The organism is Mycobacterium sp. NGS58 (genome assembly GCF_059812385.1).
Genome location: NZ_JCALCO010000005.1, coordinates 116,232 through 129,278 on the forward strand (window position 1 = coordinate 116,232; position 13,047 = coordinate 129,278).

Here is a 13,047-nt window from a genome sequence, read left to right on the forward strand (position 1 = left end):
AACGAGGTCACTCGTGGCGGCCGGCCGGTTGCACGCATCGTCTCGGTGGCCTAGGAACGACGTCCGCCTGCGCTACCGGCCGGTGGCCCTTTCGATACCGCGAGGAAGCTTTGCGCCGGTGACATTGTTACGACGGGTATGACCGCGACCGGGTTCCACGAGGGAGAACTCGCAATGCAGCGCCGAGCGGGCGTCCAAGGCGAGGCCGGGCGACTGGAGAGCATGCTCGATTCGTCTTACCTGTCCCGGGGCGCCGCACGCTTTCTCGCTTCACAGCGGTTCGCCGCGTTGACCGGACGCGACCACAACGGCGTCCTCTGGATCTCGCCGTTGGCCGCGCCCCCGGGTTTTCTCCGCGGGCATGAAGGCATCTTGCACGTGTCGGCCTCGCCCCGCGGCGGCGATCCCCTGCACGAGATCCAGATCGGTCAGCAGGTCGGGCTGATCGCCATCGACTTCGCCACCCGCCGCAGGCTACGAATAAACGGCGAACTCATCGGCGCTGACCACGCGAGCATGACCGTCCGCGTCGACCAATCGTATGGCAACTGCCCCAAGTACATTCACCGCCGCGCGATCGATGTCACTGATCTTAGCGCCCCTGGTTCGCAAGACCCTGGCCGCACATTGCTTCTCAGCCCCTCCGATCAAGCAATGATTGCGGTGTCCGACACGTTCTTCCTGGGCACGAGTCATCCCACCCGCGGTGCCGATGCATCACACCGCGGCGGCCCTCCCGGATTTGTCCGAGTCGACTCGCCAGACCGGCTGTGGTGGCCGGATTTCCCGGGGAACAATATGTTCAACAGCTACGGCAACCTGGCCATCGACGACGAAGCCGCTTTGCTGTTCCTCGATTTCGCTACCGGCGCCACTTTGCACCTCACCGGGACCGCGCACGTGCGATGGACCAATCCCGGCGCCCCCGGTGATGATGGCGGCGTTGGGCGAAGTGTCGCAGTCTCCGTCGGCGCCGTGGCAACGCTTGCCGGTCCTGCCACGGACAAGTAGCACGACGGCCCACAACTCGATCGGGCGCCGGGTCGCGACTGCTAAGCCTCGTCGAAGGCGCTGTCGGGCAGCGGACGTCGACATATCGCGTGCGCCTCGGCGGGGCTGAGCCCGAACAGCCGCAGAACGCTCTCGGTGACCGTGTCGGCGGCGTGCGCGTCGTCGCGGTCCGGGTGATCCCGCAATAGGTTCCCGAGTCCCAGCAGCGCGCCCCCGGCCATGGCGAGGGCAAGTTCGGGGTCTTCCACCGTGAACCTGCCGGCCTCGACGCCGGCCTTGATGTCGCGCAGGGCGCGTGGTGCCAGGCCATTGGACGACGACAACAGCGCCATCCCGTTCGCCAGCAGGATCTGGCTCTCCTGCGGGCGGCGCCGGAAGAGCCGGCCGGTGAGCCGGAAACTGGTGGCGAACGTCTCCGCCGGGTCCTCGATGGATTCGGTGAGTCGGTCAAGCATTGCCCCGTAAGCGTCGAGGACGTCGCCGACGGCCGCGTCGAACAGCTGCTCCTTGCTGTCGAAGTGGTTGTAGAAGGAACCCATCCCGACGTCGGCAGCTTGGGTGATCTCCAGGACCGGCACGTTGACCTTGCCCTCGGCGATCAGCCGCTGCGCGGCTCCGATCAGCGCCGCTCGGGTGCGCTGTTTGCGCCGCGCCAAGCGGTTGGGCGTCTGACCATCGGGCATCGCGCTCATCTTCAGCAGTATGCATCAGTTATGAGGATTCCGTCAGAACACTTGACTGAACGTTGACTCGTATGTGACGATTTCGTCAGTTAACGACGGAGATGGCCGATGCAAACGACCAAGAACGCCCACGGGGACCAACACAGCCCGCACGGCGCGCTGCCCGGGGAGCACCCGGGCAGATCGGGCAGCCCGGTGATCAAGGTCGTCGATATCGCCTGGCTGGAGTTTGAGCGACCGGACCTGACGCGCGCCGAGGCGTTCGCGCGGGACTTCGGATTTCACACGACCCGAAGCGGCCCGGGCGAAGTGCAGTTGCGTGGCACCCTGCCGGGCGGACCGTGCGTCCTCCTGCGTCGCGGACCGAGGCGACGATTCGCCGGTGTGGCGTTCCAGGCATGCGATGAGGCGGACGTGCTGAGGTTGGCCGATGCCCACGGCGCGCCCACGCGCCCGCTGCCCGACGCCGTCGGCGGCCTCTCGGTCGAGCTGATCGACCCCAGTCGCGTTCCGGTCCGCGTCGTAGCCGGCATGACCGAACTCCCGGAACTTCCGGCGCAACAACCGCTTCCGCTGAACTTCGGAGGCGACCCGCGCCGCATCAACGCAGCCCAGCGCCCCGGGCGTGTGCCCGCGCGTGTGCAGCGCCTGGGACATCTCGTCATGCAGTCGACCAAGTACGTCGAGACGCTGAACTGGTATCTGGACAACCTGGGGATGATCGTCAGCGACTTCCTGTACTTCCCCGGCCAGCGCGACCGAGGCCCGACGATGAGTTTCATCCGCTGCGATCGCGGCCTGACTCCGGCCGACCATCACACCCTCGCGCTCGCTCTGGGCCCGGCCAACCGCTACGTCCACTCGGCCTATCAGGTCAGCGACCTCGACGCATTGGCCGCCGGCGGCGAATACCTGCGCGAGCGCGGCTACTTCCGCTCGTGGGGAATCGGCAGACACATCCAGGGCAGCCAGATCTTCGACTATTGGCGGGATCCCGACGGTTACCTGTTCGAGCACTTCGCCGACGGCGACCTGTTCGACAACACGCTAGAACCCGGATGGGCGCCGTTCACCGCGTCCGGATTGGCCCAATGGGGGCCCCCGGCGAGCAGGGACTTCCTCGGCACCGACCTCAAATCGGCCCGCCATGAACTCGTTTCGATCGCGACCGCGTTGCGCCGACACAACGAATTCAATATCGGCCGCCTAGCCGGACTACTGAAAGTGCCTGCCTCATGAGCATTTCCATCTTGCACACCGCCGACGCCTGGTGGCTCAAAACCGCGCGCGGTGCCGCCAAAATCGACACCGCCGCCACCAGCACCGCGGGGCTGCTGGCCGATCGGGCCGCCATCGACGCCGCCGCCGACACCGCCGACACCGCCGAGCTCGACGGTTTGCGATTCGTCTCACCGGTGACCAGACCGTGCCGGGTGATAGCCCACATGACCAACTTCGAATCACACGTCAAAGACGCCGGAATGGACCCTTCGTCGGTGCCGCTGACCTTCTTCCGCAAGGCGTCGGCATCGATCAACGGCCCGTTCGACGACATCGTCAAACCGCCACACGTCAAACTCCTCGACTACGAGGTGGAGATCGGCCTGGTGATCGGCAGCCCGATCCCGGTCGGCACCAACATTTCCGAAGCGAACCTCGGCGACTTCATCGCCGGGCTCGTCGTCACCAACGACGTCTCCGCGCGCGATGTCCAGCTGCCACAAACACAGTTCTACGAGGCCAAGTCCTATCCGACGTTCACCCCGGTGGGCCCGGAACTGGTGCTGCTCAGCGCGGACGAACTCAAGCGGTTCGGCGATCTGCGACTGCGGTTGAGCGTCAACGGCCACGAGCGGCAGAACGCTCTCGTCGATCTCGACATGCTCTACCGTCCGCTGCAGGCGCTGCAGTCACTCACCCAGTTCCAGGAACTCGCACCCGGCGATCTGTTGCTCACCGGAACCCCGGCCGGCACCGCGTTGAGCGCTCCGCCGAAACCGCTGCAGGTCATCGGAAACCTGTTGCCACCCAACCTGAAATGGAAAGTCTTCTTCTCGCGCCAGGCCAACAACGCGAACTACCTGCAAGACGGCGACATCGTCGAGGCGTCGATCGGGACCGATGACGGCGCCATCGATCTCGGAACACAGCGCGCCACAGTCCGATTCGCGTGAACCGCGATGACATTCGGCGTCGCTCCGTTGTCATAGTCGGCGCCGGACCGACCGGTATCACCGCCGCGACCCTGCTGGCGCAACACGACGTGGATTGCCTGGTGCTCGACCGATGGCCCGCCGTCTACCCGCAGCCACGCGCCGTGCATCTCGATGACGAGATCTACCGCATCATCGCCCGCATGGGCATCGCCGGCGAGTTCGCCCTGATCTCTCGGCCCACGCGGGGTTTGCGGCTGCTGGGCGCGGATTTCGGTGTCCTCGCCCAGTTCAACCGCGAGCGGACCCGCGACGCGAACGGCTTCCCGCAGGCCAACATGTTCGACCAGCCCGAGTTGGAGGCGCTGCTACGCGCCAACCTCAAGCGCTACCCCACCGCGCAATTACGCGGCAACGCCGAGGTCACCGGTATCAGCGACGGCGCGGAGGGCATCCGCGTGACGTTCACCGACCGCTCCGACGGCCACGTTCACCACGTAGACGCCGACTATGTGCTGGGATGCGACGGCGCCAACAGCATGGTGCGCGCCCACATCGGCGCCACGATGCGGGACTTGAACTTTCGGCAACGCTGGCTGGTCGTCGACGTCGCCACCGATGCCGATCTCGGCCAGTGGGATGGCGTCCACCAGGTATGTGACCCGGTACGCGCGGGAACCTACATGCGCATCGGAGCAGCGCGCTACCGTTGGGAATTCCAGCTGCTGGCGGGCGAAACCGCCGAGGACTTCGGCACGTTGGCCGCATTGCGACCGTTGATCGCGCCCTGGGCGGAAACGGTCACCGACAACGAGCTGACCCTGTTGCGGGTCGCCGAGTACACCTTCCGTGCTCAGATCGCGGACCGCTGGCGACGCGGCAACGTGTTCATTCTCGGCGACGCGGCACACCTCACTCCCCCGTTCATCGGCCAGGGCATGGGCGCAGGAGTTCGCGACGCGGCCAACCTGGCATGGAAGATCGCCGCGATCCATCGCGGGGCCATGGCGAACGGCGTTCTAGACAGCTACGCACAGGAACGCGCGCCGCATACCCGGCAGATGATCAGGTTGGCGTTGAGCGTCGGCTGGGCGATGACCGGCGGTGGCCGCCTGGGCGATGCGGCGCGCCGGTTGGTGCTGCCGCGGCTGCGCTTCATCCCCGGCCTGCGCCGCAGGATCGTCGACTCCACCACCCCGGCGCTGCATTCCTCTGCGCTCGTGAGCAATTCGCGACTGCCGCGCCGGCTCGGCGGACGGCTCTGCCCGAATCCGTTGCTGCGCGACGGTCGACGCCTCGATGACGTGGTAGGGACGGGCTTCGCGCTGATCACCACGGTTCGTCCCGCGGCCGCCGACGAAGCATCCCTGCAGCGCCGCGGCGTCGTCGTCCTGATCGCCCAACCCGGCGATGCCTTGGCGACGTGGTTGCGCCGGGGGCACGCCAACGCCGCCGTGGTGCGCCCCGACCGGACCGTCGCCCGGGCCGGACGTGATGTCGCGGCTCTGTGCGCCTGGACAACCGGAGTGCTGCGCGAGCGGTGAGCGCGCGTTATGCGGCGTGCGGCCGAGCGACGATAACCGGTACCCGAACCGAGTGCAGGACCGCGTTGCTGACCGAGCCCAGCACCATCCGGCTCAGACCGCCCCGACCGTGACTGCCAACGACCACCAGCTGCGCGGCGTCCGCCTTGTCGATGAGGTGCCGCGCCGCGCGATCCCGAGCCACGAAACGGTGAACGGAGACGTCAGGATAGCGTTCTTGCCAACCCGCCAGGCTCTCGGCGAGGCTGCGCCGCGCTTCCTCCTCCACGGCGGGCCATTCGATGTCGAAAACTTCGGTCACCGCGGCATCGCTCCATGCATGGACGGCGACCAGGTCGACACCGCGACGAGACGCCTCGTCGAACGCGATTTCCGTCGCGAGTTCGGACGCCGGTGAGCCATCGGTGCCCAGCAGGACGTACCCAGTCCGCGCATCCGGCAGCGCTCCTTCCCTGACAACCGCGACCGGACAGTCCGCGTGCCGCGCCACGGCCGAACTCACCGACCCGAGCAGGCCACGCGCCAACAGCCCGCGGCCGGAGCTGCCCACGACGATCATGTCCGCCGTATCGGACATCTTCAGCAAGGCCGGGACGGCAGCCGAGTAGATCAGCTGCCTGCCGATGGGAACCTTATGGTCCGCCGGCATCGCCTCTTCAGCGATCTTCGTCGCGTGCATGATCGCCTTCTTGCCCTCGTCTTCCAGGCTCATGACGAGGGACTCGGGGTAAGGAACCGGCGGGAAGGTCGCGGTGGGGGTCGACACCGCGTGCGCGACGGTCAGCGGAATGTTTCTCATCGCCGCTTCGCGGGCTGCCCAGCCCGCGGCGGCAGTCGACGCCGGCGAACCGTCGACCGCGACGACGATGCCGAGCTCTTTAACGGGTGCGGACATTGCGTTCTCCCTCCATCGCGGACAACGCTATCCAAGGAGGACGTACCGAATCGTGAGGCTTTGGTCCTCACCTGCCGGGCCAGAGGTCTCCGGGCACCGCCTGTCGACGGTCTTGCTCAGCTGAACAGGCTCTGGCCGATGTAGTGACCTTCGGCGGGCGGCGGCGGCACCGCGAAGATCGCCGATCCGATGTGGCGGACGTATTCGTTGAGCAGGTCGTGCGCGCCCAGTCGGTTCTGCAGGCGGATAAAGGCTTGGGGATCGTTCTGATACGAGATGAACAGCAGACCGGCGTTGAGTTGGCCGTTGGCGTCCAGACCGTCCGTGTAGTTGTAGGACCGTCGGCGGATCATGACGCCGTCGTTGTTTTCCCGGGCTGCAAGACCGACGTGAGACATCGGATCGATGAGTGGATTACCGTCCGGGCCTTTCGCGGCGAAATTCGGTGTGTCGAATTCGTTCTTGCCGCTCAGCGGAGCACCCTCCTCTTTGGTGCGCCCGAAGATCCTCTGCTGATTGCCGATTCGGTCGACATCCCACGTCTCCATCAACATCCGGACCTTGCGGACGACCTGATACGTACCGCCGTTCATCCACGGCTGATCGCTGTTCTCGATCCAGACGAATTTCGCGTACTCGGCGTCGGTGGCGATATTGCGGGTACCGTCCTTGAATCCCAACAGGTTTCGCGGCGTGTGCTGACCGGGGCCGGCGGAGGCTCGACCGAAACCCAGCACCGCCCAGTACGGTGAGACGATGTTGCGGCCCAGCCGGGCCAGGTTGCGCACCGCGTGGTAACAGACCTGAGGATCGTCGGCGCAGGCCTGCACGGACAGGTCGCCGCCGTGCAGGCGGGGATCGAGATTGTCCCCGTTCAGCGGTGGCAGATCGGTGAACGCGGCGGGGCGCCGGGCGGCCAGCCCGAACCGATCGCCGAACAGCGAGGGGCCCAACCCGATGGTGACGGTGAGACTGGCGGGGCTCAGCCCGTAGGCCTCCCCGGTGTCCGCGGGAGGCTGCACGTCGACCTGTGGCTGGACCGTCCCGACCGGCTTCCCCTGCTGCAGGATCGCGGCGGCGGCCGACCAGCGCGCCAACAGGGTCTGCAGGTCGGTGTGGCCCGCGCCGCCGGCCACCGAGAACGACATGAACATGGCGTAACGCTGTGGGGGCGTGTCGATTCCGCCTTGGTGGGGCTGGCCGTAGAAGCGGTAGCTGCGGCGGAGATCGACGGTGTCGTCGTCGTCGTCGCCCCGCTGTTCCGCCGCCACAGCATGCCCGGCGAAGCCCCCGCCGACGGCACCAATCGTGACACCGCCGAGGCCGGCCAGCATGGCGCCGCCGAGCGCGCGCCGACGCGAGACCGCGCTGGCGTCTGACGGTGTGCCGGAGCTGTTCTCGACGTCGGAGGGTTCGGTGATGTCGTCGGTCATGATCAGCCGGCCGTGACGACTTTTTGGGCGACGGTGGACAGGCTTTGGTGTAGCGGCTGGATCACCGCGGTCAACTTCGGTGCGTCGCTGGCCTTCAGGGCCGGCGTATAGGTCTTGTAGCCGCCGAGCGCGGTCGGGTCGCGATACCCGTCCAACGTGGCGAGAACGGCTTGGAACTGCTGATCGATCTGGTGGACCAGATTGGCGTCGATCTTTTCCAGTCCCGGACGTAGCGAGGCGTACGCCTGCTGGGCCCCTTCGACATTGCCCGAAAAGTCCACCAGGTCAATGTGACTGAAGGCCTCTTCCTCGCCGGTGATCTTGGTGTTCTGAATCTCTTCGATGAGATCGCTGGCGCCGTTGGCCAAGTCCTCGGGCTTGTACTGCAGCGTCGCGACGATGCCGGTCAACTTGCCGACGTTGCCCAGCAATTCGGTACTGAGCGCCTTCGTGCCGGGCGTGATCGCGCCGCCCTGCCACAGATCGCGCTCGATGGCGTGAAAGCCCTTCCAGCCGACCTTGGCGTCGACCGGCGTCGACTCACGCATGTCGATCAGATAGTCCAGGTTGCCGGCATTGTCGCCGACCGCGAAGCCCGGCAGCACGAAGCCCTCCACGGTGGATTCCGAACGCTCCCAGAACAACCGGGCTTTGGCGTAAGCCGCCTTCGCGGCGTCGACGTTGCCCGATTGCACGGCGGCATCGAGCGCCTTCACGCCGTCGTTGAGCTGGCCGATCTGGCTGACAATGTAGGCGGCGTAGTCCTTGGTGCCCTGGCCGAGGATGCTGGCCACCGTGCCCGTCGGCGTCGCGGGCGCCTTACCCGACACCGTCAGGGTCTGGTATTCGGTGCTGGCCCCCGGGCAGTAGAGCTGGTAGGCGCCGCCGTCCAGTGAAACTGTGAACGACACCGGGTCCAGGCCGGGCGCGAGGTTCTCCTTCTCCCCCACAATCCGCTGGTCCCTGAGCAATTCGACCTCGCTGATGCCGGGCGCATTCGTATTGGCGACGGTGAAGGTCACCGGCCCGGCGGGCACGCTGGTGGTGTCCAGTGTGCAGCCGTCCTGGCCACCGTTGTTCGCCATCGTGACCTTGACCGCGTTGGTACCCCCCGGCTTCGACTGCGGGGAGTTGTCACCCGAGTGGCTGCACGCGGTCACCGGCAACACCGCCACCGCAACAAGAGCCGTCGCGGTCAACAAGTCACGAGACCGGCACGTGGCCCAGGCGATGCGACTCACCATCAACCGATTTCCTCTCATCTGATTGCCGGCGGTCCACGCGCAGCGAGGCTACCGCTGACAGCGCGCAAGCCAACGCGAAACCCACCAATACCAGTGGCAGCCAGATCTTCCAGAGCTGCCGCTCCCCGCGATGGCGCTCGCTCGCGACGATCTCGGCGAGCGTCGAGTGGTCTTCGGCAGCGGACGTGGACCAGTCTGTCGCCAGTCCGCCAAGGCTGACGGTCTTGGCACCCGTCAACCCACCGCCGGTCAAGAGCGCCGTGCGGTTGCTCGTCGCGTGCGCACTGACCACGGAATCACCCCGCGCGAACACGGTATAAACGGTGGTCGTTGACCATTGACCCTGGAACGGCCCCGGGGTCCGGCCCGCCGCGAGGCCGACTGGCAGCCGGCCCCCCGTCATGCTCAGCAACTGATCCAGCGTGACTTCCGGCGCACCATCGGCCCCGGCGGCCTCGGAAACCTGCCATACCTGCACGGGCACGCCGTCCACTGTCTGGTCGTCTGCCGGAACAAGCACGACGTCGTGGGCGGTCGAGGCGCCCTGGGAGACAATTCTCAGCTCGCGTCCGTGCGGCCCGGTCACCATCGACACCGCAGCGGTGTGGCCGGAGCGGTCGGTGACGGTGCGCACCCGCAGCGTCGGCGGCGAGGCAGCGGCGGGTGTCATGATCGCCAGCACCGCCCCGACGATGAGCAGCACCGCGGCGCCGGCCGCCAGCAGCCGGCTGCGGGCTCGCGGAGTGGCGCCAAGCCGGGCGGGCCAGAGAAAAACGACCAGGACGGGGACGGCATAGAGCACCCAGCCCAGCACCTCGATGAGCCGAGGGTCGGCGGGGATGCCGAACACCCCGGTCGTTGCCGCGCCCAGCACCGAATTGCTGGGTATCCAGCCGGACAGGTCGAGCACCTGTTGCTGGCCGATGCTCACCCAGCCGGCCTCGTGCGCGGTGCGCAGCGCGCCCAGCACCAGCCCGGCGGCGATCAGCACCAGAAACACCCCGGTGACCCGAAAGAACCGGCCGAGGTTGATCCGCAGGCCGCCGTAGTACAAGCCCACACCGAGCCCGACAGACGTCAGGATGCCCACGGCGCCGCCCAGCACGGCGAACCACCGGTTGCCGTGCGACGTCTCGGCGGCGGCCAGCAGGAACACCGACGTCTCGAGGCCCTCCTTGAGAACGGCCAGGAACGCCATCGCAGCCAGGGCGAACGCCCCACCGCGGTTGACCGCTTGACGGGCCTCGCGCTCGAGTTCCCCCTTGAGCTGCGCGGCGTTTCCGTTCATCCAGATGATCATCGACGTCACGAAGACCACCGCGATGGCGTTGATGACGGTTTCCATCATCTCTTGCTGGGCCTGCGGCAGGCTCGTGGCGAACAAGTCGAGGCCGACGCCCACGCCGACGCTGAGCAGCACGGCCACTGCGACGCCGACAAACATCGGGCGGACCGTCGAGCCGTTTCGTCTGAGGAAAGCAGCGACGATGCTCACGATGAGCGACGCCTCCAGGCCTTCACGGAGACCGATCAGGAAGGTGCCGATGAATACGCCGAAGATGCCCTGCATACGCCTTGTTTCTGTCCCGCCGGTCGAGACTGTCGGCTTAGCCTAGCCTAACTAATCGACGCGCATTAGCCCTGGTCCACCAGCCGCCGCGTCAGGAGGCCGGCGCCGTCACGAAGTCGATAAGTTCTTCGACCCGGCTGATCAGTGCCGGCTCCAGATCGTTCCAGTCGCGCACCCGCGAACGGATGTGCCGCCAGGCCCTGGCGATGTCCGCCTGATCGTGGTGCGGCAAACCGAGCGCCTGACACACGCCGTGCTTCCACTCCACCTGCCGTGGCACCGTCGGCCAGACGTCCAGGCCCAATCGCTGCGGTTTCACGGCCTGCCAGATGTCGACGTAGGGATGACCGACGACCAGCGTGTCGATGCCGCCGGGGCCCCGCCTGACCGCATCGGCGATCCGCGTCTCCTTGGAACCCGCGACAAGGTGGTCGACCAGGACCCCCAGCCGCCGCCCCGGCCCCGGCGCGAACTCGGCGACAATATCCCTTAGGTCGTCGACGCCGCCGAGCTGCTCGACGACCACGCCTTCGATTCGCAAGTCCTCACCCCACACCTGCGCGATGAGTTCGGCGTCGTGGCGACCTTCGACGTAGATGCGGCTGGCCCGGGCGACGCGGGCGCGGACACCGGACACGGCGACGGAACCGGAAGCGGTCCGGCCCCCGCCGGTCGGTGCCGGCCGGCGCGGCGCGGTGAGGATGACGGGCCGCCCCTCGAGTAAATACCCAGGGCCCAAAGGGAACCCACGCACGTGACCGCGTCGGTCTTCGAGGTCCACTCGCCCGTATTCGACGCGCACCACCGCGCCGACGTATCCCGTCTCCACGTCCTCGACCACCAGGCCCAGTTCGGCCGGGTGCTCGGTCGAGCGGGGCTTGCGTCGTCCCGCTGCGAGGACATCGGTTCCATAGCGATCCACCACGCGGCCATACTAGAAAGCATTGCGGCCAAACATTGTTACGGCGCGCCACGTTCGGCGAATCGTCACCGAAGTCACTCCGGGGTGCGCCAGCGCCACGGCCGTAAAAGTTACGTTTAACTGTGTGGCGTTACTCAGCTGATGGCATCGCCGATGGTAAGTTGCTAGCGAAGCAAGCACTGTCGCATAGGCGCAACTTGCGGCGGTTAGCGAGGTGGACATATGGACCTGTCGCATTGGGTGACGAGCATTGTGGCGTTTGTGCGAGCCGGGTACCCTTCCGGCATGCCGGCCGCCGGGTATGTGCCACTGGTGGCGTTGACGCGCCGACGACTCTGCGGCGACGACATCACCGCCATCGCAAGGGATCTCATCGCACGTCGGCTTTGGCCGATAAGTACCATCGATATCGGCGTCGAAATCACCCGCATCACCAATCAGCTTCCCTCGCCCGACGACGTCGCGCGCGTCCAGCGTCGCATCCATGCGCTTCGCTGCTCGCGCGGATAGGCACCGCCGAGTCAACAGATTCGGCGGCCATCCACATCGAAGAAATGCAGGTGCCCCGGCTCCGGGTGCAGACGCACCCTGCTGCCCTTCTGCGGTGGGTTGCGCCCGTCCGCGCGCGCGACGAGCGGCGCATCGATTACCTTGCCGGAGCCGGTGATTCGGCCATACAGATAGGCGTCTGCCCCCAGTTCCTCCACCACGTCGACCTCCATCTCGACACCGAGGCCACCAAGCTCGAAATGTTCGGGACGAACCCCGACCACGACCTCACCCGCGGCGCTGGCAATCTCCCGGGGCAGGGTTATGGGCCAATCACCTAACGACACAGTGGAATCCACGATGGGAAGGGTGAACAGGTTCATCGCCGGCGACCCGATGAAACCCGCCACGAAGACGTTGTCCGGATTGCGGTAGAGCTCGCGGGGTGGCGCGAACTGCTGCAGCACGCCGTCGCGTAGGACGGCGACTCGGTCGCCCATGGTCATGGCCTCGACCTGGTCGTGGGTGACGTAGACGGTGGTGGTGCCCAACCGCCGTTGCAATGCGGCAATCTGGTTACGCGTCTGCACCCGGAGTTTGGCGTCGAGGTTGGACAGCGGTTCGTCCATCAAGAATACGTGCGGCCGGCGCACGATCGCGCGGCCCATCGCCACTCGCTGGCGTTGCCCGCCGGACAGGTCCTTCGGCTTGCGATCGAGATACGGTTGCAGGTCAAGCAGTTTCGCCGCGTCCAGCACCCGCTCACGAACCTGGTCCTTCGGCGTCTTGGCGATCTTCATCGCAAATCCCATGTTCTGGGCCACCGTCATGTGCGGGTAGAGCGCATAGTTTTGAAAGACCATCGCGACGTCGCGATCCTTGGGATCGACGTTGGTCACGTCTCGCTCGCCGATCCGGATACGCCCGGAGTCCACGACCTCAAGCCCTGCCACCATCCGCAGCGACGTGGTCTTGCCGCACCCGGACGGTCCCACCAGGACGACGAATTCGCCGTCGTCGACGACGAGGTCAAGGCTGTCCAGGGCCGGGCGATCCGTCCCGGGGTAGCGCCGGGTCGCCTGCTCGAACGTCACCGAGGCCAT

The 13,047-nt window shown here is 66.6% G+C and carries 12 protein-coding genes; 5 read left to right on the plus strand and 7 right to left on the minus strand.

Translation table 11 applies throughout. The features are described from left to right. The first annotated feature begins 174 nt into the window (after nt 1-174). Complete coding sequence (locus AC5Y4H_RS07060; RefSeq protein ID WP_499979767.1) at nt 175-1,011, plus strand: pyridoxamine 5'-phosphate oxidase family protein; 837 nt, start codon at nt 175-177, stop codon at nt 1,009-1,011. Between the two features lie 41 nt (nt 1,012-1,052). Here the strand turns inward: AC5Y4H_RS07060 and AC5Y4H_RS07065 are convergent, their stop codons facing one another. Beyond that, nucleotides 1,053-1,703: a TetR/AcrR family transcriptional regulator gene (locus AC5Y4H_RS07065; protein ID WP_499979768.1), complete on the minus strand. Its 651-nt coding sequence runs from the start codon at nt 1,701-1,703 to the stop codon at nt 1,053-1,055. Nucleotides 1,704-1,802: 99 nt separating this feature from the next. Here AC5Y4H_RS07065 and AC5Y4H_RS07070 point away from each other — a divergent pair, with 99 nt between their 5' ends. The 3 genes from AC5Y4H_RS07070 to mhpA are packed head-to-tail and all read left to right on the plus strand — an operon-like array spanning nt 1,803 to nt 5,391. Continuing rightward, the gene (locus AC5Y4H_RS07070) at nt 1,803-2,933 is read left to right on the plus strand and encodes a VOC family protein (protein WP_499979769.1); all 1,131 of its coding nucleotides are present in this window, start codon (nt 1,803-1,805) and stop codon (nt 2,931-2,933) included. Beyond that, on the plus strand, nt 2,930-3,868 hold the full coding sequence (locus AC5Y4H_RS07075) for a fumarylacetoacetate hydrolase family protein (protein WP_499979770.1): 939 nt from the start codon (nt 2,930-2,932) through the stop codon (nt 3,866-3,868). The genes AC5Y4H_RS07070 and AC5Y4H_RS07075 overlap by 4 nt, the downstream gene beginning before the upstream one ends. Then, on the plus strand, nt 3,865-5,391 hold the full coding sequence (gene mhpA, locus AC5Y4H_RS07080; RefSeq protein WP_499979771.1) for a bifunctional 3-(3-hydroxy-phenyl)propionate/3-hydroxycinnamic acid hydroxylase MhpA: 1,527 nt from the start codon (nt 3,865-3,867) through the stop codon (nt 5,389-5,391). The genes AC5Y4H_RS07075 and mhpA overlap by 4 nt, the downstream gene beginning before the upstream one ends. Before the next feature lie 7 nt (nt 5,392-5,398). Here mhpA and AC5Y4H_RS07085 read toward each other — a convergent pair whose 3' ends face one another. The 5 genes from AC5Y4H_RS07085 to AC5Y4H_RS07105 all read right to left on the minus strand — a co-directional run bounded on the left by AC5Y4H_RS07085 (nt 5,399) and on the right by AC5Y4H_RS07105 (nt 11,458). Further along, nucleotides 5,399-6,286 carry a universal stress protein gene (locus tag AC5Y4H_RS07085; protein ID WP_499979773.1) on the minus strand — a complete coding sequence of 296 codons (888 nt, stop codon included), beginning with the start codon at nt 6,284-6,286 and terminating at the stop codon, nt 5,399-5,401. A 116-nt stretch (nt 6,287-6,402) separates the two neighbouring features. Continuing rightward, entirely contained in the window at nt 6,403-7,719 is a 1,317-nt protein-coding gene (efeB, locus tag AC5Y4H_RS07090) for an iron uptake transporter deferrochelatase/peroxidase subunit (protein ID WP_499979774.1), read from the minus strand. Between the two features lie 2 nt (nt 7,720-7,721). Then, on the minus strand, nt 7,722-8,888 hold the full coding sequence (efeO, locus tag AC5Y4H_RS07095; RefSeq protein ID WP_499979964.1) for an iron uptake system protein EfeO: 1,167 nt from the start codon (nt 8,886-8,888) through the stop codon (nt 7,722-7,724). 34 nt (nt 8,889-8,922) lie between these two features. After that, nucleotides 8,923-10,533, minus strand: coding sequence for an iron uptake transporter permease EfeU (gene efeU / locus AC5Y4H_RS07100; RefSeq protein ID WP_499979775.1), 1,611 nt, complete (start codon nt 10,531-10,533; stop codon nt 8,923-8,925). A gap of 91 nt (nt 10,534-10,624) precedes the next feature. Further along, nucleotides 10,625-11,458 (minus strand): DUF3097 domain-containing protein, encoded by an 834-nt coding sequence (locus tag AC5Y4H_RS07105; RefSeq protein WP_499979777.1) that lies wholly within the window; start codon nt 11,456-11,458, stop codon nt 10,625-10,627. Nucleotides 11,459-11,677: 219 nt separating this feature from the next. On the opposite strand from AC5Y4H_RS07105, the gene AC5Y4H_RS07110 reads away from it, so the two are divergent. Continuing rightward, on the plus strand, nt 11,678-11,965 hold the full coding sequence (locus AC5Y4H_RS07110; protein ID WP_499979779.1) for a DUF3349 domain-containing protein: 288 nt from the start codon (nt 11,678-11,680) through the stop codon (nt 11,963-11,965). Nucleotides 11,966-11,976: 11 nt separating this feature from the next. Here AC5Y4H_RS07110 and AC5Y4H_RS07115 read toward each other — a convergent pair whose 3' ends face one another. Continuing rightward, a complete protein-coding gene (locus AC5Y4H_RS07115; RefSeq protein WP_499979780.1) occupies nt 11,977-13,047 on the minus strand; it encodes an ABC transporter ATP-binding protein in 1,071 nt (356 codons plus the stop codon).